Genomic DNA, 25,582 nt, shown 5'->3' with positions numbered 1-25,582 from the left:
ACATGTTCGAGAAATTTCAGCGGGCATTCTGGAAAGCCCTGACGCCGGATCTGGTGGCGGATCAAGCGAGTGCGCCGGTTGCCACGGCAGAAGAGACGTTGCGCCCGGAGATCGTCGCGGCCCTGGGCGGCGAAGGCAATCTCAAGTCTCACCAGCGCGTGGCCCTGACCCGCCTGCGTGTGGCCTTGAATGACAGTGCCCGGATCGATCAGTCGGCATTGCGGGCGGCGGGTGTCGCCGGGGTGATGATATTGGCCGGTGGCGTGACCCATTTGTTGCTGGGCCTGGACTGATTTTCTTACTGTTTCGCAACTGCGGGTGTATCGTATTCGCCTTTTGCGCGCCCTGGTGCGCGGCTGAATAGGTGAGGTGGTTGCGTTCATGTCCTTTACCCGTCGACAGATACTCGGTGGACTGGCCGGTCTTGCAGTGGTGGGCGTTGGCGCCGGCGGTGCATCGCGTTACTGGTTGGGGAAAATGGCCGACGCCGATGCCGGCCATGACTATGAGCTGATCGCCGCGCCCCTGGACGTCGAGCTGGTGGCCGGGCATCAAACCCCGGCCTGGGCCTTCGGCCCGTCGGCGCCGGGCACCGAGTTGCGGGTGCGTCAGGGCGAGTGGCTGCGGGTGCGCTTTATCAACCACCTGCCGGTGGCTACCACCATTCACTGGCACGGTATCCGCCTGCCGCTGGAAATGGACGGCGTGCCCTACGTGTCGCAACTGCCGGTATTACCCGGCGAATACTTCGACTACAAGTTTCGTGTCCCGGATGCCGGCAGCTACTGGTATCACCCCCACGTCAACAGCAGTGAGGAACTGGGGCGCGGGCTGGTCGGCCCGCTGATCGTCGAAGAGCGGGAGCCCAGCGGTTTCCAGCATGAACGCACCTTGAGCCTGAAAAGCTGGCACGTGGATGAAGAGGGGGCCTTCGTGCCTTTCAGCATTCCCCGTGAAGCCGCGCGTGGGGGCACGGCGGGGCGCCTGTCGACCGTCAATGGCGTGTCGCAAGCCGTGGTCGACTTACCGGCCGGACAGATCACTCGGGTTCGCCTGCTCAACCTCGACAACACCCTGACCTATCGGCTCAATATCCCCGGTGTCGAGGCGCGGATCTATGCGCTGGACGGCAATCCGGTGGAGCCGCGTCCGTTGGGCAAGGAATACTGGCTGGGACCGGGGATGCGCATCTGCCTGGCGATCAAGGCGCCGGCGGCTGGTGAAGAGCTATCGCTGCGTAACGGTCCGGTGCGTCTGGCGACCTTTCGTTCTGTGGCCGACAGCGGCATGGCGACCGACTGGCCGAAGGCCTTGCCGGCCAATCCGATAGCCGAGCCGGACCTGGCGAACGCAGAAAAGCTCAACTTCAATTTCGAATGGGTTGGCTCGGTTTCGGTGAACGTCGATAATGGCCAGCCTCCGAGTCTCTGGCAGATCAATGGCAAGGCCTGGGACATCACCGACAAGACCTGCGCCGACCGACCCATCGCCAAGCTGGTGAAGGGCAAGAGCTATATTTTCGAATTGAAGAACATGACCCAGTATCAGCACCCTATCCACTTGCACGGCATGAGCTTCAAGGTCATCGCCTCGAACCGCAAGGCGATCACGCCGTACTTCACCGACACCTACCTGCTGGGCAAGAACGAGCGGGCGCGGGTAGCGTTGGTGGCGGATAACCCGGGGGTGTGGATGTTCCATTGCCATGTGATCGACCATATGGAAACCGGCCTGATGGCCGCCATCGAGGTGGCCTGATGCGTCAGATACGGCCGGCGCCGATCATCGACCGCAGCCGCGACCAGGACTTCATGCGTGAAGCCCTGGCGCTGGCCGCCCAGGGCGCGCTGTTGGGCGAGGTGCCGGTGGGCGCGGTGCTTGTGCAGGACGGCGAGATCATCGGACGCGGTTTCAATTGCCCGATCAGTGGCAGCGATCCGAGCGCCCATGCCGAGATGGTCGCCATCCGCGCCGCCGCCCAGGCGCTCGACAACTACCGGCTGCCGGGCAGCACGCTGTACGTGACCCTGGAACCGTGCAGCATGTGCGCCGGGTTGATCGTGCATTCGCGGATTGCACGGGTGGTCTATGGTGCACTGGAACCCAAGGCCGGGATCGTGCAGAGCCAGGGGCAGTTCTTTACCCAGGACTTTCTCAATCACCGGGTGTTGTTCGAAGGTGGGGTACTGGCCGAGGAGTGCGGGGCGATCCTCAGCGAGTTCTTCAAGGCGCGTAGAAGCAAGTCCTGAGTCGGGCCTGCCTTACTTGCGGGCGACCATCACCGCCCGCATCGGCGCCGGCAGCCCTTCGATGGTCTTGCTGTGATCCTCCGGATCCAGGAAGTCACTCAACGACTGATACTTCATCCACTCGGTCCCGCGCTGTTCCTGCACCGTGGTCACGCTCACATCGACACAGCGCACATCGCTGAACCCGGCGCGCCGCAGCCAGCGTTCCAGCGCCGGCACCGACGGCAGGAACCAGACATTGCGCATCTGCGCATAACGATCTTCCGGCATCAGCACCTGATGCTCGTCACCTTCCACCACCAGGGTTTCCAGCACCAGTTCGCCACCCTTGACCAGGCAGTCCTTGAGCGCCAGCAAATGCTCGATGGGCGAGCGCCGATGGTAGAACACGCCCATGGAAAACACCGTGTCGAAGCCTTCCAGCTCGGCCGGCAGGTCCTCGAAAGGGAACGGCAGGTGCCAGGCCGACGGCTCCGACAAATAGCGTTGCACCGCCTGGAACTGGCAGAAGAACAGCCAGTTCGGATCGACCCCGATCACCGTGTCCGCGCCGGCCCCGAGCATGCGCCACATGTAGTAGCCGTTGCCGCAACCGACATCGAGAATGCGCTTGCCCTTGAGGTCCAGGTGCGGGGCGACCCGCGACCACTTCCAGTCCGAGCGCCATTCGGTGTCGACATGCACGCCGAACAGATCGAACGGGCCTTTGCGCCACGGGCACAAGCCCATCAGCGCCGTGCGCATCTGCGCGCGGGTGGCCTCGTCGCAATCCGTGTCCAGGGTCAGGCCGTTGAGCAGATCGACCTGGGTCGGCTGGATCTTCGGCAGCGCATCGAGCGCACTCTGCCAGCGTTCCAGGTCGCCATGACCTTTTTCCATGCGGGCATCGAGTTGCGCTTGCAGGCCGTTGGCCCATTCGGCCAAAGGGGTGCCAGCCAGACGGCGGGCGAGAGGAGACAGATCGATCATGGCAGGGCAATCAACGAGGCAAAGTTAAGGCATTGGAACCAGGGCACGACTTTCGAGAAACCCGCGGCCAGCAGGCGTTCGCGGTGCTCTTCGAGGCTGTCGGGTTTCATGACGTTTTCGATGGCGCTGCGCTTCTGGGCAATTTCCAGTTCGCTGTAGCCATTGGCGCGCTTGAAGGCGACGTGCAGGTCGGTGAGCAGCGCGTGTTCTTCGGGATCATTGAAGCGCAGTTTCTCCGAGAGAATCAGCGCGCCGCCGGGCAGCAAGGCCTGGCGGATACGCCCGAGCAGGGCCTGGCGCTGTTCGGGAGCGATAAATTGCAGGGTGAAGTTCAGCGCCACCACCGAGGTCGGCTGGAATTCCAGGGCGAGGATATCGCCCTCGATCACGTCCACCGGCAGCAGCTCCTGGAACATCGAGTCCTGGCCGTTGAGGTATTGGCGGCAGCGTTCGACCATGGCCGCGGAGTTATCCACCGCGATCACCCGGCACCCGTCGCGGCGTACGTGACGGCGCAGGGCCTGGGTCACTGCGCCGAGGGAGCTGCCCAGATCGTAGAGCACGCTGTGGGGCTGGGCGAACTGCGCGGCGAGCACGCCGAGGTTCTCGACAATGGTCGGGTAGCCGGGCACCGAGCGCTTGATCATGTCCGGGAAGACCCGCACCACGTCTTCGTTGAAGGCGAAGTCCGGCACCTGGGCCAGGGGCTGGGCGAAAAGGCGATCGGGTTCTTTGCTCACGACGGTTCCGGCGGATGCTGAAAAGGCCGGCATTTTAGCCAAGTTGGCGCCGCGATGCGCGCTTTGTCGGATAAAACGCCAAGCCTGCACGCCCCGAAAACTAAAACTGTAGGAGCGAGCTTGCTCGCGATGGGCGTCAACGATAACGCGGGGTATCTGGATGCCAGTGGTGTCCTTGCGTTCATCGCGAGCAAGCTCGCTCCTACAGAAGGGCAGAAGGGCAGAAGAGTAGAGGAGCAGGCTGCGTTCAGCGCGGCTTCTGGCTGAAGGCCGAGGCCGCAATGCCCCATTGTCCCAGCCAGTAGGCAATGATGATCAGGTAGGGCGCGGCGGCGAACTTGACCACGAAGCGATCAATACCGATCAGGCTGTCGGAGAAGGCGAAGGTCAGGGCGCCGGCCGCCGCCAGCAGGGCGGAGCGCTTGGGCACATCGGTACCCAGTCGGGCCAGGGCGCGCCAGAGCATGGCGCTGATGGCCAGTGCGTAAACCGTGACCGGGATCAGCAGGTCGCCCAGGCCCTTGGACATCAGGATGCCGAGCAACCCGGCGCCGATCAGCAGGGCCAGCAACAAGGGCAATGGCGCCAACCGACGGCAGTCGCCCAGGTAAGCCTTGAGATAAGCCAGGTGCGCGACGAGAAACGCGCCCAGGCCGAACACGAACAGATCGCCCGGCCAGGCCAGCAGCACGTCTCCCAGCAGGGAAAAGATCAAACCCAGGCCGATCCAGCGGCGATAATCGGTCACCGGCGCATCGTGCAACCAGCCGAGCAGGACCAGTACCGGTACCGGCTTGGTCAGCAGGCACAGCATCGGCAGCTCGATGCTCACGCCATAGAGGAACGCGGCAGCCCCCATCAGGGCGAGGATCAGCCAAGGCATGTCAGTTCACCGTGATCGGGCAGTCGAAGCTCTGGGCCGGCGTGGCTTCCGGTTCCCAGGGTTGCTGGTAGGTCAGGCGCAGGCGCCCGGTGCCGGCGGCGAAGGCCTGGAAGCGCCAGGTCGATTGTCCGCCGCTGCCCACCAGGCCGTTGTCGTCGGGATTGTGGTAGACCTCCGGGCCGAGGCTTTTCAGCACGCCGCCCGCCGAGTCCTGGATGGCCCAGCGAAAACCGGTGGTGGGGTTGCTGGGCAGGCTGAGGATCATGTTCTGCCCGGTCTTGAGTTGCATCGGGCAGTCACTTTGTTTTTCCAGCGTCACGTTCTGGCGCGGTTGCTGGGCACAGGCGGCGAGCAAGGCGAGGCTTAACGGCAGCAGCAGGCGAGTCGGGGTCATAGTGTCTCCAGTTGTTACAGCGATGACCGAGCATAACCTGTGGAGCTGGGGTTGCACTAATGCCTGTGAAACAAGACCGAATATGATCCTGTAGGGGCGGTAATTGCCGCCAAAAGCTTCGCGGGCAAGCCCTGCTCCTACAGTTCATCGTCGAACGCAAAACTTGTGCACGACATAATCCTGTAGGAGCAGGGCTTGCCCGCGAAGAGGCCCGTGAGAACGCTGGAAATCTTACGGGCGAGCCAGATGCCTGCTGTTTAGAACAGAATCTTCGCCGCATCCGAGAAACGTTTGGCGAAATGCACGGTAATGCCTTCCTTCAAGTAATCCGGCAACTCCTCGAAGTGCCCACGGTTGGCTTCCGGCAGGATCAGCTCGAACAGCTTCTGCCGCCGCGCCGCAATCACCTTTTCCCGCACCCCGCCAATCGGCAGCACATGCCCGGTCAGCGTCAGCTCACCGGTCATGGCCACGCCCTTTTTCGGCGGCTGGTTGCGCGCCAGGGACAGCAACGCACTGGCCATGGTCACCCCGGCACTCGGACCGTCTTTCGGCGTCGCGCCCTCTGGCACATGCAAATGCACAAAGGCTTTATCGAAAAACTCCGGATCGCCACCAAACTGCTTCAGATGCGAACTGACGTAGCTATAGGCGATCTCCGCCGACTCCTTCATCACCTCACCCAGTTGCCCGGTGAGCTTGAACCCCCGGTTGAGCGTATGAATGCGAGTCGCTTCAATCGGCAAGGTGGCGCCACCCATGCTGGTCCAGGCCAGACCGGTGATCACACCGACCCCGGAGAGCACCTGCTCATTACGGAACACCGGCATGCCCAGCGAGGCTTCGAGATCCTTGTTGCCGATCTTGATCGCCGTGTCCGGTGCGTCCAGCAGCTTGACCACGGCCTTGCGCACCAGTTTGCCCAGTTGTTTCTCCAACTGACGGACCCCGGCTTCCCGGGCGTAGCCGTCGATCACCGCCCGCAAGGCACCGTCGCTGATGCTCAGGCTGCTTTTGCTGACACCGGCTTTTTCCAGCTGCTTGGGCCACAGGTGGCGCTTGGCGATGGCGATTTTTTCCTCGGTGATATAGCCCGACAGGCGAATTACTTCCATCCGGTCCAGCAACGGACCCGGGATCGAATCCAGGGTGTTGGCGGTGCAGATGAACAGCACTTTCGACAGGTCCAGGCGCAGGTCCAGGTAGTGGTCGAGGAAATCCACGTTCTGTTCCGGGTCGAGGGTTTCCAGCAGCGCCGACGCCGGGTCGCCCTGGAAGCTTTGGCCCATCTTGTCGATCTCGTCGAGCATGATCACCGGGTTCATCACCTCGACCTCTTTCAAGGCCTGCACCAGCTTGCCCGGCTGGGCGCCGATATAGGTGCGGCGATGGCCCTTGATCTCGGCTTCATCGCGCATGCCGCCGACGCTGAAGCGATAGAACGGCCGCCCGAGGGATTCGGCGATGGATTTGCCGACGCTGGTCTTGCCCACCCCCGGCGGCCCCACCAACAGCACGATGGAACCGCTGATCTCGCCCTTGTAGGCGCCGACCGCGAGGAATTCGAGGATCCGCGCCTTGATGTCATCCAGGCCGGCATGGTGCTGGTCGAGGACCTTGCGCGCGTGCTTGAGGTCGAGCTTGTCTTCGCCATACACGCCCCAGGGCAGGGCGGTGGCCCACTCCAGGTAATTGCGGGTGACGGCGTACTCCGGCGAGCCGGTCTCGAGGATCGACAGCTTGTTCATTTCCTCGGTGATGCGCTTTTGCGCCTGGGCCGGCAGGACCTTGCCCTGCAAGCGCTGTTCGAACTGTTCGACGTCGGCGCTGCGGTCGTCCTTGGTCAGGCCCAGCTCCTGCTGGATGACCTTGAGCTGCTCCTTGAGGAAGAACTCGCGCTGGTGCTCGCCGATCTTGCGGTTCACCTCGGCGGAGATTTCCTTTTGCAGCCGCGCGACTTCGACTTCCTTGCGCAGCATCGGCAGGACTTTTTCCATGCGCTTGAGCATCGGTACGCAGTCGAGCACTTCCTGCAACTCGTTACCGGTGGCGGAAGTCAGGGCGGCGGCGAAGTCGGTCAGCGGCGACGGGTCGTTGGGGCTGAAACGGTTGAGATAATTCTTCAGCTCTTCGCTGTACAGCGGGTTGAGCGGCAAGAGCTCCTTGATCGCATTGATCAGGGCCATGCCGTAGGCCTTGACCTCATCGGTCGGCTCGCTCGGCTGGTGCGGGTATTCGACTTCCACCAGGTACGGTGGGCGATGGTGCTTGAGCCAGGTGCGGATGCGCACCCGAGTCAGGCCCTGGGCGACAAACTGCAATTTGCCGCCTTCGCGACTGGCGTGGTGGACTTTCACCAGAGTGCCATACTCGGGCAGGGCCTTGGTGTCGAAATGGCGGGTGTCTTCGCTGGGCGTGTCCATGAAGAACAGCGCCAGGGAGTGGTGATCGGACTTGCTCACCAGTTCCAGGGTTTCGGCCCAGGGTTCTTCGTTGACGATCACCGGCAGCACCTGGGCCGGGAAGAACGGGCGGTTGTGGATCGGGATGATATAGACCTTGTCCGGCAGGTTCTGCCCGGGCAGGGCCAGGCCGGTGCCGGAGGCGCTCGCGGCGTGGGCGTCGTCAAGGGTGTGTTCGGTGTCGGCCTCTAGGGTCGGATGTTCAGGGAATTCCTGCTGCTCGCTCATGGGGCACCTGCACAGTGATATATGCCAGTTAGATGGGGCGAGCCGCCGGTGGTTTCAATGGCCGGGAGTATAGCTTTGCGAAAGTCGGCCGATAGTTGATCAATAAGCGTTGTACAGAAGTGTTTTGCATGTAAAGGTTTTGCCGATCAAGCGGTTGTTCGTCGGCTGTGCCAGGATAGTGGCTAATGGCCCCATTTGCCGCGTGCTCTTCTCCGCAACCCCCGGTAATCTGCATTCGCGGAACATTTTCATGCCAAGGTCGGCCCCCACGATCACACACTGATGAGTAGCTGCTGCATGGCCCGCCCAACTTCGTTGACCGGATTGTTTCTGTTTGTTGCATGTCTGCTGTCGAGCGGCCTGGGTGTGGCCGCCGGTTTCCAGGCCGAGATCGTCGATCAGGACGGCAAGCCCTTGCCGAACGCGGTCTTGACCTTGCAGGGCGATGCGCCGCCGCCGATCTTCAGCCTCAAGGCCGACATGGACCAGCGCGACAAACAGTACGCCCCCCATGTGCTGGCGGTACATACCGGTACCCAGATCCGCTTTCCCAACAGTGACAATATCCGCCATCAGGTCTATTCCTTCTCGGCGCCCAAGCGCTTCGAGCTGCGTCTTTACGAAGGCACGCCGTCGGACCCGGTGCTGTTCGACAAGCCGGGTATCGTGGTGTTGGGTTGCAACATCCATGACTGGATGCTTGGCTATGTCTATGTGACCGACGATCCTTGGTTCGCGGTCAGTGATAAAAAGGGCCTGATCCGTTTCGACAAACTGCCCGCCGGCCGCTACCACATAACGCTCTGGCATCCCCAGGTGGCCGATATGCTGCCGCAGCCAGGAGGCGAAATCGGTGTGTCCGCCACGGACCTGAAGCAACGCTTCAGCCTGTCGATCCAACCCCTGTCGCCGGACGAACCCACGGCGCCGGCTCCGAGTGCTTTCGGCGATGCCTTCAATAAAGCTGTCAGTGAAACTGCGAAGTAGCTTTCAGGCGCGGGTCGCCTGCGTCCTGATCCTGCTGTTGCTGGTGGTGGTCGGCGCGCTGTATTTCAGCGTCAAGGCCGCCACCAACAGTGCGATCCGCAGCCAGGCCAGTGAGCAATTGCAGCTCGGTACCCGGGTCTTCGAACGTTTGCTGGATGTCCAGGGCCGGCGCCTGAGCGATGGCGTGCAACTGTTGGCGGCGGATTTCGGCTTTCGCGATGCGGTGGCCAGTGGTGATTCGGCGACCATCCGTTCGGTGCTGATCAACCATGGCAAGCGTATCAACGCCACCGACATGATCCTTTTGAGCATGGACGGCAAGGTCCTCGCCAGTACCCTGGCCGAGGCGCCCGAAGGTTCACGGTTCCGCTATGACCAGGCCTTGCGCGAAGCGCGGCGGGTCAAGCAGTCGACCCTGATCGTGCCGCTGCAGGGCCAGCCGCATCTGTTGGTGGAGGCGCCGGTGCTGGCGCCGTTGCCGATCGCCCGGGTGGTGATGGGCTTTTCCATGGACACCGCGTTTGCCCGCGAGCTGCGTTCGTTGAGCAACCTGGAAGTGTCGTTCCTGACCGTGGACATGCAGCAACCCGGACAACTGGTGAGCACCCAGCCGCCGGCCATGGCGCAAAGCATTGAGCGCCTGATGCTCGCCAACGCCACGAAACACATACAGGAACTGACCGAATATGAGCAGCACAGCTTCCTGAGCAAGACGCTGATGCTGGCCAGCACGACCAACGCAAATGACAACCAGGTCATCGCCTTGCTGCAAAGTCCGCTGGATGCGGCGATGCAGGCGTTCGCGCCCCTCGACCAGAACATTCTGCTGATCGCCCTGATCTCGCTTGTGGCATCCCTGGCCGGTGCCTTGTTGCTGGCGCGCAGTGTATCGCAGCCGGTGCGGGCACTGGCCCAGGCGGCGGAAAGGATCGGCCAGGGCGATTACCAGACCCCGGTGCGGCTCAAGCGCAGTGACGAGCTGGGACTTCTGGCCTCCGCCTTCAACTCCATGCAAAGCGGCATCGCCGAGCGCGAGCAGCAACTGGCGCACAATGCCTTGCACGACGGGCTCACCGGGCTGCCCAACCGGGCGCTGGCCATGGAGCGCCTGGGCAGTGCGATCAGCGCCGGGCGTCCGGTGGCCCTGCTCTACCTGGAGATCGACAACCTGCGGGCGATCGGCGAAGCCGGTGGTCCCGACGCGGTGGACCTGATGCTGCAACAGGTCGGCCAACGCTTGCTGGGGGCCCTGCGTGCCGGCGATACCGTGGCGCACCTGATCGGCAGCGAGTTCCTGCTGTTGCTGCAAGGCACCGCCAGCGACGGCGCGGTTGCCACCGCGGACAAGCTCCAGCAACTGTTGCTCAAGCCCCAGCGGATTGCCGGGCATGACGTGGCCCTGGATTGCCGGATGGGGATTGCCGCCTTTCCGGGGGATGGCCTGTCCGCGGAGGAACTGCTCAGCCGCGCCGCCATCGCCATGAAAGATGCCGAACAGATTCCGGGCCGCATTCAGATTTACGAGCAAGGACGCGACCTCGCGCACCGCCGCCAGGTCACCCTGATTCGTGACCTGCGCCATGCCGCCGCCAACGGCGAGCTGCTGTTGCATTACCAACCCAAGCTGGATATCCGTGAGGGGCGCGTGCGTCAGGCCGAAGCCCTGTTGCGCTGGCAACACCCGCAGTTCGGCATGGTCTCGCCGGCGGAGTTCATCGTCCTGGCCGAACGCACCGGCAGCATCCAGATCCTCACCCACTGGGTGATCGAGGAGGGCATACGCCAGTTGTCGGAGTGGAACCAGCGTGGCCTGCGCCTGCAATTGTCGTTGAATATTTCGGCGGAGGACCTGCTCGGCCCCGACCTGACCGACCGGGTCTCGGCGTTGCTCAAGCAATACCGGTTGCCGGCCGAACAATTGATTTTCGAGATCACCGAAAGCGCCGTGATGCGCGAGCCCGAGCAGGCCCTGAAGGTCCTGCACCGGCTGCGCGAGTGCGGCATCAGCCTGTCGGTGGATGACTTCGGCACCGGTTACTCGTCGCTGGCCCACCTCAAGCGCCTGCCGGTGCAGGAACTGAAGATCGACCAATCCTTTGTCCGCGACCTGGATGAAACCAGCGAGGATGCGGTGATCGTTCGTTCGACCATCGAAATGAGCCACAACCTGGGGCTGAAGGTGGTCGCCGAGGGCGTCGAATATGCGCACAGCTTGCGTCTGCTGGAGCGCTGGCATTGCGACACCGCCCAGGGTTACCTGATCAGCCGCCCGTTGACCGCGGCAGCGTTCGAGGCCTGGGTTGCCTTACCTTTGGGTTCACCGTCCGTTGTGGTTCATTGACGGCCATGAAGCGTTTATCTCTCTTGCTCTGCGGCCTGGCCTGCCTGGGTGCGCAACCGGTTCTGGCCGACAACGGCCGTTTGATCGCCACGGGCGGGGCCAGCAGCCTCGAAGGCCCGGCGGGCGGCGGGATCACGCCCTGGGCGGTGCTGACCGGCTATGGCGAGCAGAACGAGTGGAGCGCCACCGCGTTCGCCACTACGGTCAATCTCCCGGATTATCGGCTCGATGTGGCCGGGGTCGCGGCGTCCTACGACAACCGCGTGGAGGTTTCCTTTGCCCGCCAGCGCTTCGACCTCGGGTCGCTGGTCAGCAAGCTGAGCCTGCCGGAAGATCATCTGGGGCAGGACATCCTTGGCCTGAAGGTGCGTCTCTTCGGTGACGTGATCTACGACCGCTTGCCCCAGGTATCCCTGGGGCTTGAGTACAAGCACCAGACCAACTTCGAGATTCCGCAACTGGTGGGCGCCAAGCGTGACCAGGATGTGGAGGGCTACCTGGCCGCCAGCCGCCTGTTCATGGGCGCGGCCTTCGGTTACAACCTGCTGGTCAACGGCGGCGTGCGCTACAGTCGGGCCAACGAGCTGGGGCTGATGGGCTTCGGCGGCGATCGGCGCGATACCCGCAGCCTGCTCAAGGAAGGCTCGGTGGCGGTGCTGTTCAACCCGCGCTGGGCCATGGGCGTGGAGTATCGGCAGAAGCCGGACAACCTGTCGTTCTCCGGCGAGAGCGATTGGGCTGACCTGTTTATCGGCTACTTCCCCAACAAGCATGTGTCCTTTGTCCTGGCTTACGCCAAGCTCGGAGAGATCGCGACCCTGGATAACCAGAACGGCACCTATCTGTCCGTGCAGGGGAGTTTCTGATGAGGGGACTGAAACTGCTGCTGGTGGTTCTGCTGCTGGCCGGTTGTGCCCAGCCGCCGCCCAAGGATGACAGCCTCTATCGTGACCTGGGCGAGCGGGCGGGGATTAACCGGATTGTCGAAGGCATGCTGCTGAACATTGCCCATGATCCGCGGATCGTCGAGCGTTTTCGCAAGATCGATATCCAGCGTTTGCGGGACAAGTTGGTCGAGCAGTTCTGCGTGGAGGCGGGTGGGCCTTGCGTGTACACCGGGGATACCATGGCCGAGAGCCACAAGGGCCAGAACGTCAGTCGCAGTGATTTTAATGCGCTGGTGGAGGACCTGATCGCGGCGATGGATACCCAGGGTATTCCGGTGCCGGTGCAGAATCGTTTGATTGCACGGCTGGCGCCGATGCGGGGTGAGGTTATTCAGCACTAGGGTGAGTCGCTGCGGTTGAATTTTGCATAAGGGCTACTGACCTCTTCGCGGGCAAGCTCCGCTCCCACAGTATTTGCGTTGAGCCTGGATGTTGTGCACGACACAAATCCAATGTGGGAGCGGAGCTTGCCCGCGAAGAGGCCGGCCCAGACACTACAAATCTTATGGGTGCTCTACGGCACGCTCATTCAACGCCGAATCCACCAACGCCTTCGCCAACTCGATCAGGTGCACCACGCCCAGCACCACCTTGCGGTTGGCGCCGCTCAGGTTTTCCACGGATTCATAGGCCGTCGCGGCGGCCGATTCGAGCAACTCATAGGCGGCGGTCAGCGACTCTTCCGAGCGCACATCCGTGCGGATCCGATACAGGCTTTCCGGCAGTTTGTAAGGTTCGGGCGGTTCCAGCGGCGGCAGGTTGTAATGGGCGAATACCCGGTCGCTGGTCTTGTCGTGCTTGTACAGCGGGTTGACGGGGGGATCGGGGGTAATTTTCGACATAGGTCTAGCTCTCTCAACATGGGTTGAACTGCTACCGAGTCGCGACTAAACGATGGGGGTGGCAGCTGTACGCAGGTTAGTCGACCGGCGAGCTAAGGAACCGGCGCGCCCGAGGGCGCCCTGCGCACAGCCACCATAAAGTGCAGGCAACAAAAAAGCGCCTGAACAGGACGATGGCGCTATGCGCCTTAACTCAACAGTGGGCGACTAAACCCGATCACCGAATTGGCAGTGACCAACGAAGACTAGCCACGTGTTTTGGCAGGCGCAAGCGGTCAGGATTTTCTAGGAAACTTCATACGAATGAAAGAGCAAAGTCGCATTCGGGGGTTGATCTATCAAGCCTTCCAGGGACCGCTAACGCGCTGCACCAGCCTCATCAGTCGGTAGCGCTTTTCCAAAACCCCTGCGAGCGGGTCTGCCGTTGGTCAGGACTGTCATTTCTGACAGTAGAGCCTTATCTCGCGTTCTTCTAGGGTCATGCTCAAAGGCACTGTGTTGTATCGAGTGCTCGGCCGACGGGGATCTTTGGGATCGCAAAGGTTGCGAGAGTCAGGAACCAAGCTCATGAGCGATGGCAGGGGTTGGGCTGGGATTGCCCTGAAGGGCGCGGCACTGCTGGGCTGGGCGACATTGGGCATCCAGCTCTACCAGAACTGTCAGGCCGCGGGGAGCCTGTTGGGTGGACTGGATGACTTCTTCAGTTATCTCACGGTGCTTATCAATATCCTGGCGGCGCTGGTGTTGACCTGCGTGGCAACCTCGGGAGATTCGACCCTGCGGCGTTTCTTTCTCCAGCCCTCGGTTCAGGGGGGGCGCGGCGGTCGGCATGATTCTGGTCGCCCTGGTGTACAACCTGCTGTTGCGCGTTCCATTGAGTTTCCAAGAGTTCCAGTGGGTCCCCGATGAGTTGATGCACGACGTGATGCCGATGCTGTTTTTGCTCTATTGGTGGTTCTGTGCGCCAAGGGGGGGCTTGTTATGGCGGGATGCGCTGCCGTGGCTGATCTATCTGCTGGTCTACTGCGTTTACCTCCTGGTGCGCGGATACCTGATCGGCGCCTACCCTTATGACTTCATCGATGTGGGGGAGCTGGGTTATCCCCGGATGTTTATCAATGCCGGGCTGGTGGTGTTGGTATTCGTGCTGCTGTCGGTGCTGCTGATTGCCGTGGATCGCTGGCGAGGCAGACGTTGAGCGACGATGACCGCTGGTCAGGACTGTCATTTCTGACAGTAGAGCCTTGCTCCACTTTCTTCTAGGGTCTTGCTCAACAGACAGCCTGTTTATAAGCGTCCAATCGATGGGGCTTTGCCGTCGCAGGTGCCGCGTAGCCAGGAGATAGGTTATGAGCAACGAAATGGTGTTAACGCAGAGCACGGGGGGCATTGCCGTGAAAATCGCGGCACTGCTGGGATGGTTTGCATTAGCCCTCCAGCTCTACCTGATCCTGATGTCGCGCTGGCAGGGCGACAAAAGCCTGTTGGGCGGGGTGGATATCTTTTTCAGCTATTTCACGGTGCTGACCAATATCCTGGTGGCGGTGGTGCTGACCTGCGCGGCCATATCAGGGGATTCGCCGTTTCGGCGGTTCTTTCTCAACCCCAAGGTCCAGGGCGGTGTGACCGCCGCCATCGTGCTGGTCGGGCTGGCGTACAACCTGCTGTTGCGCCATACGTGGAACCCCCAGGGCCTGCAGTGGGTGGCCGATGAATTGCTCCACGACGTGATGCCGGTGCTGTTTGTGATCTATTGGTGGTTCTGCGTGCCCAAGGGCACCCTGCAATGGCGGGATTTCTGGCCGTGGCTGATCTATCCGGCGCTCTACTTCGTTTACGCCCTGGTGCGTGGCTACTTTGTCGGCTCTTACCCCTATCCCTTTATCGACGTGGGCCAGCTGGGTTATCCCCAGGTGTTTATCAATGCCGTGATGGTGCTGGTGGCGTTTGTGGTGATATCGCTGGTGGTGATTGCCGTGGATCGGTGGCGTGGCAAGCACTGATCGGGTGATCGTGCTTGTTGCAGGTTTTTTTTTTCAATAGACAAGGCGTGTCATGAGTTCTCAAAGACTAATCAGCTTCTCCATGGTTTAGCTGGATGGGGTGGTGTGGATGTCATAAGCGTGGAGTGGTCGTTGGGGGGCTCTGTAGCAGTAGTCGCCGGTAAAAATAGACGCGCCCGGAAACCCGGGCGCGGAGCGCTAAGAGTGATTAACGCGGGAAGAAATTTACACGAATGCTGTTGTATTCATCAGTGTTTCCAAAGGCGAAACTACCTTGTTCATTGAAGCCGATTATTTTTTTGTGAGTGGGGGTGACGATTTCATATTTTTTTCCTATATACATTGCCAGTCTCTCCTGACGATTGGAGTGTTTTCCAACCTCGTCTGCCACCCACGATACGTCTATTTTGCCGATAAAAGCCTTCACCGGTTTTCTGGTGAGGGTTGAAAGGGTTTGAGCGAACGAGGCATTTCCGCCGTCGGCTGAATGGCACATTATTAGACGAACGTAATCATAGTTTTTAATGTCATAGCCAAGATTTCTTGCCAGATCTATAGCTTCAGCCGGGCCGATAAAGTTTTCTCCAACACGCATGAGCGCAGATTCTTCTCCCGGAGGAATAGCACCGTGAGCGTTGAACGTTAACCGTTTTCCTCCTTTGAACGATTCTTGGGTTAATGTAAGATTTCCTTCGTGTAGCTTTATTTTTTCTATCGGGCCTCCCATTGTTTGAGTTATTTTTTTTGCCTGCCCAAGGTGTTCGGTTGATAAAGAGGCCGCTCGTCTGAAATCACTGGCGGCGGAATAGATGGTTTTTCCGGCGCGAAATGAACCATAAGCAATACTCGAAAGTCCTAAACCAAGAGAAGCCCAGCCTAGTTGCTCTGAAAGTTTCGGGTTGCTCCTTTCGGTCAGCGCACTGGCTATACCAAATGAAGTGGCCACGATCTCTGTCCCGAGCAGCGCGCCGCCCAACAGAAGAGAGGTGCCTCCTGTCGGTATGGCCGCCATAATTGCCACACCTCCCCAGAGAATCGTACTGATTAAACTGCCATGATTGATTGAAGATTTGTGATAGTATCTTGGGTTAATCCTATAACTGGCATGTCCGGTGGGGTCGCTGTAGTTGATGGGGTCTGAGCAGTAACTGTAACTATTTATTCCTCCCGCGCCAAAAGGGCTTTGGCTATCGGGTAAATGAAAATGCAGGGTGATGGGGTTGTAGGCTCGATAACCATTGCCCAGGTGGTAGAGGCCTGTTACCGAATCCATGGGTTCGCCATTGAATCCAAGAAAAGAGCGGTTGTTATTGTTAAGTGGCCTGTAGCCGTGGGGAGTATAAGAGAAGTAAGAGGCTGTTTTGTTGGTGATATCATAGCTGGCAATGAGTGAGCCGTGTGGGTCTTTTAATTCCATAAAGCGGACGGTTTGGGTAACGCCGGTAGTGTAATCCAGGTCGGATTTAACCTGAGCGCAGCAGGCGTTACTTGAGTTGAGTTGACTGTTGGTTATAGAGTGTGTTTTTCCCTGGTTGACCGAAAATATACTTTCGGATTGTGCGAAGATAGACGAGCCTTTATAGAAAAAATTCTGTGTGCGAAGAGCGCTTTTTGTTCCTGCTATCCGGTTGTAGGCATCATAGGTATAGGTGAGTGCGATACCTTGATTAGCCGAAAAAATTTCTTTCAATTGTCCAAGGCTGTCGTAGCTGAGGGTTCGTCCTGCCTCGTCTTTAGTTACCCGGCCGGCACTGTCATATTCAAGGATGATTTGGTTGGGGTAGGTAGGGTGCGTATTGGTGATGGAACTTAACTGGGTTTTGTCATAGGGGTTGTCATAATGATATGAAGCAATGTTTGTCTTGGTGCCAAATTGGCTGGTGCAGGTTAATATGTTATCCAGCTGGTCATAAGTGAAGGACTGGGCGGTGAGGGCGTTTCCCCAAGGATCCACCGGACATTCAGTTCCGGAGTAAGAGCAGGCTTGCAGTTGCCCTGACGGTAGATAGGTGAAGACCTCCTTGCGGATTAAGGCGTTGTCTCTGCTGAATGTGATGTCACTGATTGACCAGTCGGATTGATAGTTGTAGGCTATTTTTAATGTTGGGAATCCTGCGCTAGAAAAAACACGGCTTGTTTCACGATGGTTTTCATCGTACGTGTAGGCGATTGTCATTGTCGTGCCAGATTCAGCGTCGTTCACCTCTTCTTTTATTAAAAGCCCCGAGTTGTCATGAGACAGCCGTACAGTGATCGTTGGGCTGGATGAACCTATGTAACGGCCATTCTGGTTGTAGTGATAAGTGGTTTTGTTTCCAAAAAAATCGGTTTCCGATGTTAATAGACCATTTAGGGAGTATTGATAGGTTGAGGATTTGTCAGTGTCAGTATTTAGGTTTGACAGTTTTTCTGTTAAGAGGAATCCATTCGCATTGTAGTTGCGGTTTACAAAGGTACCTGGTGTCCTGGAGGCTGTTTCAAAAGGGTTTCCGACTGTTTGATACGTATATGCTTGCTGCTGCCCGCTGGACCTCACGCTCTGCTTTATCAATTTGTTGTTGAGCTCTGCCTGGTATTCGAAGCTGATTTCTCGAGCATCGGGCAGAGTAGCCGTGGTGGCTGAATTTGACGAGGTTGCATAGGTGAAGGTATAGGTTCTTCCTCCACTGGCTGAACGGATGAGTCGATTTAGGCTGTCGTAATTTTGCTGCCCGAGGCTATAGGAAGAACGATTAGATTGATCGAGTATTGAAATTTCAGCGACTACGTTTTCTGCTGTGTGATTTGGATAGCTGTACGTGATGGTTTTGTTTCCGGAGGTTATGGTGCTGGGTCTGCCAAAATTATCATAGGTATAGGTGGTGTCGAGGGAGTTTGAGAGCGAGCGGGTTTTGTTAGTTTGAGCGGTGAGTCTTTGAAAATTGTCATATTGATAGCTTTGGCTTGCTTGTATGTTTCCTGATATGTCGGCGTTGGTGACGAGGGTTATTTCCCCGCTCGGGTTGTAAGTCGTTAGGGTTTTTCCGCAGGGAGTGCCTCCGAATTCTATCCAGTTCTCCAGTGTGTTGCTTATGGGGTCGTAGTTCGAATAGATGGTTTTTTCATTGTTGACAATTGATTTGTTTGGGTTTCCCCAGTTGTCATAGTGTGTTTCTGTCCAGGAGCTGAGCACCGAACCATTTGCAAGGTAGTCATAGAGGACCGTTTTCTCCTCTCGACCGAGAGCATCATACTGGGTAGATGTAACGGTCAGCCATTGAGAAAAGCCGGTGATATCTGTCCATATTTCTGTGCTGATAGGGCGTTGTAGCGCGTCGCTTTTTATCCATTGTTTGACTCCGGTATTGCTGGTGGTCACGACGGAGGGGCCTGTGGATGTCTGGATGTATTGGTAATCCGTTGTTTGACGGTATTGGTTGTTTTGTGAGTTTTGAGTTTTTCTGAGGGTTCGGCCAAGAGAGTCGTATATGTATTCCGTTGTATTTTTCAGCGTGTCGACCAGTTTTATGAGTCGTCCACTAAAAATGGAGGTTGTCTCTTCAGTGGTATTCGAGATGCCTTCTGATGACACGACTTCTGTTGTTTTTTTAAGGTAAGCGTCTGTAATATCGTAGGAGAAACGGGTGATGTATTTTGAGTTGGGGACAGTGTTTCCGCGGGCATCTAGGATTTCAGTGCTCATGGATTGTACCCGACCGTGATGGGGGGAAGAGGGATCTTTGATATACTCTATTTTTTCAAGAATCATAGAGCCATTTTTCCATTTGCCCAGAGAGGAACCTCCACTTGAGTCCGGGGTGTATATCGTTAGGCATAATGAAGGGCGAAGATTTCCCGCCGTTAATGAGGGCTGTTTTTTCGGTAAACGAGTATAGCTGTAAAATTTCCTAATCAGGTCAGGGAAAGAACCGTTGGGGGAGGTACGGTAGGAGTACTCCGATTCTATATGCCTTTCGGATGCATTGAATACTACATTGCTATACAGGGGTGAGTCGGAGGGTATATTATCGCTATAGTCGCCAAACGGGATAGGGTATTCTATAATAACTGGTAAGTTAAAACGTTGACTGGTGCTGGATGTGCTTGCACTTGCGTATGTCCAACGAGTGGGCGTGCCGTCTGTGTCGCTATAAATTACATTGCCGTCTGGTGAGAAGAGTGATTGTTTGGTCGGGCCTTGCCTGAAGGCTCCCGTGGTTTTGTTTTCGTAGCGGGTTTTATTAAGGTAAGGTGCAGAGCCTCGATATTCATATGTCATTGTAGCGCTGCACTCGTTAATGGTTTGGGCTTCTGAGATAAGGAGATTTTTTTCGAAGCTAAAGGTCTTGACGATGACCTGCTCGGATGTGCGGTTTGTTGAGGTTGTAATGTATGAGTCACTTGATGTTTTGGTGTAATTATAGGTCGTGATTATTTCGGGTTGCCTGCCTCCCGGAGTCAAAGTATGCTGGGTTACCCAAGGGAGTGTCTTATTATTGACAGTTACTCCGGAGCTATTATAGATAACATTCTCTCTCAGCCCTGAAGAACTGGTCACTGTGGTGAGAATAGAACCTAGCGTCGGATTGGGCTCGTAGTAAAAGCTTTGGTTGGAGGGCGTAGATGAGTCAGGGAAGGTGACAGAGCTTAATGTGTTTGATGCAGTGTTGAAATTTAAAACTACACTGTATTGTTCTGGGGTATTTGGCCATACGGTGAAAATTGCATCGTTCTCATGATAGCTTACATCGAGTAATAGGTTTTTTTCATCGCGGATGGACATGATTCTGGTTGCAATGCCTTGGTTGGTTCGTTGGTTCTCCCAGTGGATGTAAAGTGTGAAGCCGTGTGTTGTTATTATTTGGGAGGGTAATAGCACGTTGTTGTAGCCTTGGAAGTTTAACTTTTCGATACTTCCATCTTTATGGTATATCTGGATTGCTTGGGGTTGTCCGTATTCATTGTTTTCGTCGGCTGTTCCGAGTATAAAACCATATTTTCTTAAGGTCTCTCGAGGGTCTATGTCATTTGGCTTGGCAATGGACACGCCTGTCGAAAGAGTCAGGGTTTTATATAATAAGTTATAACTTGATAGGCGAAGCTTCCAACCCACGCCTATGCCCATTGCATTAAATGAGTAGGGACGGTAGAAAAAGTCAATATCTAGGTTTGGTCCTTGAGCAGCATTGGCGGTCAAGGAAGCGATAGAGAAATAGGCATTGAATAGCCCCGTTCTTGGGTCTACATAGTTTTCTTTTTTGTTTGTCGTATTGACGATTTCATTTTTCAGGAGGCTATCGTAATCAATGTCGGGCCCGGGCTGGGCGATGTACTCCTGCACGGTAAATGAAAAGTCTCGCCACTCGGAAGTCATATTGCCGAGTACCTGGCGGATGGAGACAGTAAAGGTCGTGGTGCCCTGTGCCAGATCGGCGAGTGTGATTCTCCAGCGGTTGTTGTTCTGAACCGATCCTTGGGCCAGTAGGCTGCTGTTCTTTTGCCAGATCTCGACTGTTGCACCGGGAAAGCCGGTGCCCGAGAGCGAGGGGGTCTGCCTGGTCAGGGGGCAGCCGGGGGGCGGAGTGTCTATGACGGCCACGTCCGAGGTTTTCATGGCGGGGGTGTCAGCCACTACGGTGAATGAAAAGTCCCGCCACTCGGAGACGACATTGCCGAGTACTTGGCGCACGGAGACGGTGAGGGTCGTAGTGCCCGGTGCCAGATCGGCGAGTGTGATTCTCCAGCGGTTGTTCTGAACCAGCCCTTGGGCCAGTCGGCTGCCGTTCTTTTGCCAGATCTCGACTGTTGCACCTGGAAAGCCGGTGCCCGAGAGCGAGGGTTGCTGCCCGGGTAAGTTGCTGCCAGGGGGCGGAGTATCGATAACGGCCACGTCCGAGGTTCTCATGTCAGCCACGGTGAATGAAAAGTCCCGCCACTCGGAGATGAGATTGCCGAGTACCTGGCGGACGGAGACGGTGAGAGTAGTGGTGCCCGGTGCCAGATCGGCGAGTGTGATTCTCCAGCGGTTGTTCTGAACTAGCTCTTGGGCCAGTCGGCTGCCGCTCTTTTGCCAGATCTGGACCGTTGCACCGGAGAAGCCTGTGCCCGAGAGTGAGGGCGCCTGCCTGGGTAGTGTGCTGCCTGGGATCGGAGTGTCGATGACAGCCACATCCGAAGTTTTCATGGTGGAGGTGTCAGCTACGGAGAACGAAAAGTCCCGCCACTCGGAGGTTACCGCACCAAAAATCTGGCGGACGGAGAAAGTGAAAGTAGTGGTGCCCGGCGCTAGATCGGCAAGTGGGATGGTCCAGCGATTGTTGTTCTGAACCGGCCCTTGGCCCAGTCGGCTGCCGCTCTTTTGCCAGACCTCGACCGTTGCACCGAAGAAGCCGGTGCCCGAGAGCGAGGGTCTCTGCCGGGGGAGGGTGCTGCCTGGGGGCGGAGTGTCGATGACGGCCACGTCCGAAGTTTTCATGACGGGGGTATCAACCACGGTGAATGAAAAGTCACGCCACTCAGAGGTTACCGCCCCCAAAATCTGGCGAACGGAGAAGGCAAAGGTAGTGGTGCCCGGTGCCAGATCGGCAAGTGGGATGGTCCAGCGATTGTTCTGAACCAATCCTTGGCCCAGTCGGCCACCGTTCTTTTGCCAGATCTCGACCATTGCACCGGGAAAGCCCGTGCCCGAGAGCAAGGGTGCCTGCCTGGATAGGTTACTGCCTAGGGTCGGGGTGTCGATGATGGCCACGTCCGAAGTTTTCATGGTGGGGGTGTCAACCACGGCAAATGAAAAGTCGCGCCACTCGGAGATCACCCCACCCAAAATCTGGTGGACGGAGACGGTGAGGGTCGTGGTGCCCGCTGCTAGATCGGCGAGTGGGATGGTCCAGCGATTGTTGTTTTGAACAGGTCCTTGTCCCAGTCGGCTGCCGCTCTTTTGCCAGATCTCGACCATTGCCCCGGGGAAGCCTGTGCCCGAGAGCAAGGGTGTCTGCCTGGGGAGGTTGCTGTCTGGGGCCGGAGTGTCGATGACGGCCACGTCCGTGGTTTTCATGGCCGGGGGGTCAACCACGGTGAATGAAAAGTCCCGCCACTCGGAGATGACATTGCCAAAAATCTGGCGGACGGAGACGGTGAAGGTCGTGAGTCCCGCTGCTATGTCGGCGAATGGGAGGCTCCAACGGTTGTTCTGAACCGGTCCTTGGGCCAATAGGCTGCCGCTCTTTTGCCATATCTCGACCTTTGCGCCGGAGAAACCGGTGCCTGAGAGCGAGGGGGCTTGCCGGGGTAGGTTGCTGCCAGGGGGAGGACTGTCGATGACAGCCACGTCCGAAGCTTTCATGGTGGGGGTGTCAACCACGATGAATGAAAAGTCCCGCCACTCGGAAGTTACCCCCCCCAGAGTCTGGCGGACGGAGACGGCGAAGGTAGTGGTACCCGCTGCTATATCGGTGAGTGGGATGCTCCAGCGGTTGTTCTGAACGGATACTGGCTGCCCCAGTAGGCTGCCGTTCTTTTGCCAGACCTCGACCATTGCACCGGAGAAGCCGGTGCCCGAGAACGAAGGTTGCTGTCTGGGCAGGTTGCTGCCAGGGGTTGGACTGTCGATGACGGCAATGTCTGAGGTATTCATTCTTTTTCTCCTGCAATCAGGTTGAATGAGAACAGTGCTTCATACTTCAACAACAAGCGCCCTTTAGAATTCTCTCTGGCCGAGAAGATTCATGGGGGCGGAAGGTAAACTCAGTGCAGCAATACGTTGTTGCCCGCTGGGTGTGAGAGGAATACCCCAGGCGGCAAAGAATGAGCGCAGGTCGACATTGGCGACACTGCTGGCGCACAACGCCAAATTGTCGAATGCCTGTGGGTCTGGTGGCGTACTGCCATTAGAGGGAAGGTTTTCCCGGGCGTACTTGTTCAAGCGGGGCCAGAAATCATCACCAAAAGCGAGTCTCAATTGTTCAAGAGGGCAAAGTTGTTCCACTCCCCCAAGATCGGTTACATAGTTGAGCCCCGGTCTGTTGATGTTCTCAAAAGCCACTTTCCAGTGGTCGATACCATCGAGTATCAGCAGGCGAGAACGAATACCGAAGGCTCGTTCCTGGGCTAGTGCGGGCAGGTTATTGGACACTTCATTAAAAATGTAGGCTTCGTAACACAGCATCTGGTGCTGGTGGCCAAGTTCATGAGAGACGCCCCAGGATTTTTTTAAATCGTTGGAATTAAGCAATATTTTATCATAGTAAAGTGGGTACACTGTTGCACCGTGCCAGGCGTAGCATTCCCCCGTTTTTGTGTAGTTGCCCATTATCAGATGGCGGGATAACTGAGGTGGGGCGTGTAGGGGCGTGGAGTTGTCCAGTCCGATAGTCATGTCTTGAATGTTGGATATTTTACTGTAGGTTTCCATTAACTGGTTTTGATCTGCGTCTTGATGTAATAACGCCGCCTCCCGTGTCACTGTCACCAGCAGGCGATAAGCTCTTAGTTCAACGTGTGGAGATTGTGTGTAGGTGTTGAGCGCCTGACGATATTCCGCGAGCGTGGTTTGCCCGTATATGAAGGTGGGTGCACGTACGGCTCCGCTGATGAAATTGACCTTTATACGATTGCCGACTCCGCTCAGCTTGAGGTAAAGCATCCCGCCGGCAGGGTCGGTCACCACGTTTCTACCATCGTTCAAGGGGTATTCCCGTGGATCTTTAAAACGAATGTCCGGGTTGCTATCCAACGCGCCAACAAGAAGTGTTGCTTGAGGATTGCCGATACGGCTGATGAACGTCAGGTCCAGTGTCAGTGCGGTATTGGCTGCCAGGTAAAGGCCAGTAGGTTGCCGGTCGCTGTCAGCAAGTCGCTTACCGATTCTCAGGCGTTCCTCTGTAGGGTCAATGGTTCCATCGAACTGAAACAGACCATCTGCGGCGATCACAACGAATGTCCGATTCGGTGCCCATTGTGACCATTCGGTGTTTTTAGTCTGTCTGGCTGTAATCAGGTAGGTATCAGCGGGTTGTGTAACGTTCTCGATGGTCCAGTCACCATTGTCGTTGGCGGTGGTGTCGCCAAAATGGATTCCCCCGCCTGCTCGATAGACTGAGACGGTCGCGCCAGGGGTGGCTTTTCCGGAAATTCTGAAGGGGGGGGAGAGCGTGCCGTTTGGTGCGATGATCTGAGGTGCGGCATTGATGGGGAATGAGGATTTCACGACGTTGAAAGCAAAATTTCGCCATTCGGACGTTACGCCTCCGAGAGTCTGGCGGACGGAGAACGTGTAGAGATTGAGTGGCAGATCATCGGCGAGTATCAGGTTCCAGCGTCGGTTTTGATTAACCGCTCCTTGGGCGAGCAAGCCGCCGTTTTGTTGCCAGAGCTCAACTATCGCACCGGGAAAACCGGTCCCGGAGAGCGAGGCGTTTTCCCTGGGCAGGTCGGTATTTGGTACAGGGGTATCGATGACGGCAACATCCGAGGTTTTCATGCTGGTGACGTCAGTCACGGTGAATGAAAAGTCTTGCCACTCGGAGGTTACATTGCCGAGCACCTGATGGACGGAGAAGGTGACGCTATTGGTGCCCGGTGCCAGGTCGGCGAGTGGGATGCTCCAGCGGTTGTTCTGAACCGTTCCTTGGGCCATCAGGCCGCCGTTCTTTTGCCAGATCTCGACCCTCGCACCGGAGAAGCCGGTGCCCGAGAGCGAGGGGACCTGCCTGGGTAGGTTGCCGCCAGGGGGTGGGGTGTCGATGACGGCCACGTCCGAGGTTGTCATGGCGGGGGGCCCTGACACGGTGAATGAGAAGTCCCGCCACTCGGAGATGGCACCGCCGAATACCTGGCGAACGGAGAAGGTGACGTTATTGGTGTCCGGTGCCAGATCGGGGAGTGGGGTGCTCCAGCGGTTGTTCTGAACCGTGTCCCGGTACATCAGGCCGCCGTTCTTTTGCCAGATCTCGACCGTTGCACCGGAGAAACCGCTGCCCGAGAGCAAGGGTTTTTGCCAGGGTAGGTTGCCGCCGGGGGGCGGAGTATCGATGACGGCCACGTCCGAGGTTTTCATGTCCGCCACGGCGAATGAAAAGTCCCGCCACTCGGAGACTACATTGCCGAGTATCTGATGGACGGAGAAGGTGAAGTTATTGGTGCCCGGTGCCAGATCGGCGAGTGTGATGGTCCAGCGAGTGTTCTGAACCGTTCCCTGGGCCATCAGGCCGCCGTTCTTTTGCCAGACCTCGACCGTTGCACCGGAAAAGCCACTGCCCGAGAGCGAGGGTTGCTGCCTGGGGAGGGGGAGATTGCTGTTTGGGATTGGAGTGTCGATGACGGCGACGTCTGAGGTGTTCATGCTATTTCCCCCTCAATCAGGTTGAATGGGAGTAGCGCTCGGCACTTCAGAAACACGAGCGTTTCCGGGAGTGGACGGGAGCGGGCGCCGATGCCGTGCGCCTTTTACCGTCCGGTATGGAAGCGATGCTAGGAGTCGATCAATTCAGCGGCTACTGTCAGAAATGACAGTAGCGACCAACGGTTGTCCGAACCGAGGACGTGGATTGGTTTTCAACAT

The 25,582-nt window shown here is 57.7% G+C and carries 17 protein-coding genes; 9 read left to right on the top strand and 8 right to left on the bottom strand.

Annotated elements, in window-relative coordinates:
- Positions 1-2: 2 nt before the first annotated feature.
- The 3 genes from M5B42_RS15090 (at position 3) to tadA (ending at position 2,249) form a co-directional block, all read left to right on the top strand.
- Complete coding sequence (locus M5B42_RS15090) at positions 3-293, top strand: PTS transporter subunit EIIB (RefSeq protein WP_248746299.1); 291 nt, start codon at positions 3-5, stop codon at positions 291-293.
- An 88-nt stretch (positions 294-381) separates the two neighbouring features.
- Entirely contained in the window at positions 382-1,758 is a 1,377-nt protein-coding gene (locus M5B42_RS15085; RefSeq protein ID WP_248746298.1) for a multicopper oxidase family protein, read from the top strand.
- Entirely contained in the window at positions 1,758-2,249 is a 492-nt protein-coding gene (gene tadA, locus M5B42_RS15080; protein ID WP_103498516.1) for a tRNA adenosine(34) deaminase TadA, read from the top strand. The genes M5B42_RS15085 and tadA overlap by 1 nt, the downstream gene beginning before the upstream one ends.
- A gap of 12 nt (positions 2,250-2,261) precedes the next feature.
- On the opposite strand, the gene cmoB is transcribed toward tadA, so the two are convergent.
- From cmoB to lon, 5 genes are all read right to left on the bottom strand, one after another.
- Complete coding sequence (gene cmoB, locus M5B42_RS15075; RefSeq protein WP_103498515.1) at positions 2,262-3,218, bottom strand: tRNA 5-methoxyuridine(34)/uridine 5-oxyacetic acid(34) synthase CmoB; 957 nt, start codon at positions 3,216-3,218, stop codon at positions 2,262-2,264.
- Positions 3,215-3,991, bottom strand: coding sequence for a carboxy-S-adenosyl-L-methionine synthase CmoA (gene cmoA, locus M5B42_RS15070; protein ID WP_248746409.1), 777 nt, complete (start codon positions 3,989-3,991; stop codon positions 3,215-3,217). Before cmoA ends, cmoB begins: the two co-directional genes overlap by 4 nt.
- A 214-nt stretch (positions 3,992-4,205) precedes the next feature.
- Entirely contained in the window at positions 4,206-4,841 is a 636-nt protein-coding gene (locus tag M5B42_RS15065) for a lysoplasmalogenase (RefSeq protein WP_103494382.1), read from the bottom strand.
- Between the two features lies 1 nt (position 4,842).
- Entirely contained in the window at positions 4,843-5,235 is a 393-nt protein-coding gene (locus M5B42_RS15060) for a protease inhibitor I42 family protein (RefSeq protein WP_103494381.1), read from the bottom strand.
- 257 nt (positions 5,236-5,492) lie between these two features.
- Positions 5,493-7,925: an endopeptidase La gene (gene lon, locus M5B42_RS15055; RefSeq protein WP_248746297.1), complete on the bottom strand. Its 2,433-nt coding sequence runs from the start codon at positions 7,923-7,925 to the stop codon at positions 5,493-5,495.
- A 297-nt stretch (positions 7,926-8,222) separates the two neighbouring features.
- Between lon and M5B42_RS15050 the strand changes: the two genes are divergently transcribed.
- Genes M5B42_RS15050 through M5B42_RS15035 form a run of 4 tightly spaced genes read left to right on the top strand, consistent with a single transcriptional unit; the run spans position 8,223 to position 12,541 of the window.
- Complete coding sequence (locus tag M5B42_RS15050) at positions 8,223-8,912, top strand: methylamine utilization protein (protein WP_248746296.1); 690 nt, start codon at positions 8,223-8,225, stop codon at positions 8,910-8,912.
- A complete protein-coding gene (locus M5B42_RS15045) occupies positions 8,896-11,253 on the top strand; it encodes an EAL domain-containing protein (RefSeq protein ID WP_248746295.1) in 2,358 nt (785 codons plus the stop codon). Before M5B42_RS15050 ends, M5B42_RS15045 begins: the two co-directional genes overlap by 17 nt.
- A gap of 5 nt (positions 11,254-11,258) precedes the next feature.
- Positions 11,259-12,119 (top strand): DUF3034 family protein, encoded by an 861-nt coding sequence (locus M5B42_RS15040; RefSeq protein ID WP_248746294.1) that lies wholly within the window; start codon positions 11,259-11,261, stop codon positions 12,117-12,119.
- A complete protein-coding gene (locus M5B42_RS15035) occupies positions 12,119-12,541 on the top strand; it encodes a group 1 truncated hemoglobin (RefSeq protein WP_248746293.1) in 423 nt (140 codons plus the stop codon). Before M5B42_RS15040 ends, M5B42_RS15035 begins: the two co-directional genes overlap by 1 nt.
- Positions 12,542-12,703: 162 nt before the next feature.
- Here M5B42_RS15035 and M5B42_RS15030 read toward each other — a convergent pair whose 3' ends face one another.
- Positions 12,704-13,042 (bottom strand): DUF3077 domain-containing protein, encoded by a 339-nt coding sequence (locus tag M5B42_RS15030; RefSeq protein WP_248746292.1) that lies wholly within the window; start codon positions 13,040-13,042, stop codon positions 12,704-12,706.
- 829 nt (positions 13,043-13,871) lie between these two features.
- On the opposite strand from M5B42_RS15030, the gene M5B42_RS32190 reads away from it, so the two are divergent.
- Positions 13,872-14,240: a Pr6Pr family membrane protein gene (locus M5B42_RS32190; RefSeq protein ID WP_349292781.1), complete on the top strand. Its 369-nt coding sequence runs from the start codon at positions 13,872-13,874 to the stop codon at positions 14,238-14,240.
- 151 nt (positions 14,241-14,391) lie between these two features.
- Positions 14,392-15,045, top strand: coding sequence for a Pr6Pr family membrane protein (locus M5B42_RS15020; protein ID WP_248746291.1), 654 nt, complete (start codon positions 14,392-14,394; stop codon positions 15,043-15,045).
- Positions 15,046-15,253: 208 nt separating this feature from the next.
- Here M5B42_RS15020 and M5B42_RS15015 read toward each other — a convergent pair whose 3' ends face one another.
- Together M5B42_RS15015 and M5B42_RS15010 are read right to left on the bottom strand one after the other, a co-directional pair.
- Entirely contained in the window at positions 15,254-22,657 is a 7,404-nt protein-coding gene (locus M5B42_RS15015) for an RHS repeat-associated core domain-containing protein (RefSeq protein ID WP_248746290.1), read from the bottom strand.
- A gap of 63 nt (positions 22,658-22,720) precedes the next feature.
- Positions 22,721-25,363, bottom strand: coding sequence for a M60 family metallopeptidase (locus M5B42_RS15010; protein ID WP_248746289.1), 2,643 nt, complete (start codon positions 25,361-25,363; stop codon positions 22,721-22,723).
- Positions 25,364-25,582 lie beyond the last annotated feature (219 nt).

This window comes from Pseudomonas sp. MWU12-2037 (assembly GCF_023242345.1).
Classification (GTDB): Bacteria; Pseudomonadota; Gammaproteobacteria; order Pseudomonadales; family Pseudomonadaceae; genus Aquipseudomonas; species Aquipseudomonas gingeri_D.
This window is presented reverse-complemented; position numbering and strand designations above follow the sequence as displayed.

Coding starts and splice junctions, on each gene's coding strand:
- cmoA (WP_248746409.1), bottom strand. CDS start 3,991: ATGCCGGCCTTTTCAGCATCCGCCGGAACCGTCGTGAGCAAAGAACCC.
- lon (WP_248746297.1), bottom strand. CDS start 7,925: ATGAGCGAGCAGCAGGAATTCCCTGAACATCCGACCCTAGAGGCCGAC.
- M5B42_RS15035 (WP_248746293.1), top strand. CDS start 12,119: ATGAGGGGACTGAAACTGCTGCTGGTGGTTCTGCTGCTGGCCGGTTGT.
- M5B42_RS15050 (WP_248746296.1), top strand. CDS start 8,223: ATGGCCCGCCCAACTTCGTTGACCGGATTGTTTCTGTTTGTTGCATGT.
- M5B42_RS15090 (WP_248746299.1), top strand. CDS start 3: ATGTTCGAGAAATTTCAGCGGGCATTCTGGAAAGCCCTGACGCCGGAT.
- M5B42_RS15065 (WP_103494382.1), bottom strand. CDS start 4,841: ATGCCTTGGCTGATCCTCGCCCTGATGGGGGCTGCCGCGTTCCTCTAT.
- cmoB (WP_103498515.1), bottom strand. CDS start 3,218: ATGATCGATCTGTCTCCTCTCGCCCGCCGTCTGGCTGGCACCCCTTTG.
- M5B42_RS15085 (WP_248746298.1), top strand. CDS start 382: ATGTCCTTTACCCGTCGACAGATACTCGGTGGACTGGCCGGTCTTGCA.
- M5B42_RS32190 (WP_349292781.1), top strand. CDS start 13,872: ATGATTCTGGTCGCCCTGGTGTACAACCTGCTGTTGCGCGTTCCATTG.
- tadA (WP_103498516.1), top strand. CDS start 1,758: ATGCGTCAGATACGGCCGGCGCCGATCATCGACCGCAGCCGCGACCAG.
- M5B42_RS15015 (WP_248746290.1), bottom strand. CDS start 22,657: ATGAATACCTCAGACATTGCCGTCATCGACAGTCCAACCCCTGGCAGC.
- M5B42_RS15020 (WP_248746291.1), top strand. CDS start 14,392: ATGAGCAACGAAATGGTGTTAACGCAGAGCACGGGGGGCATTGCCGTG.
- M5B42_RS15010 (WP_248746289.1), bottom strand. CDS start 25,363: ATGAACACCTCAGACGTCGCCGTCATCGACACTCCAATCCCAAACAGC.
- M5B42_RS15060 (WP_103494381.1), bottom strand. CDS start 5,235: ATGACCCCGACTCGCCTGCTGCTGCCGTTAAGCCTCGCCTTGCTCGCC.
- M5B42_RS15040 (WP_248746294.1), top strand. CDS start 11,259: ATGAAGCGTTTATCTCTCTTGCTCTGCGGCCTGGCCTGCCTGGGTGCG.
- M5B42_RS15030 (WP_248746292.1), bottom strand. CDS start 13,042: ATGTCGAAAATTACCCCCGATCCCCCCGTCAACCCGCTGTACAAGCAC.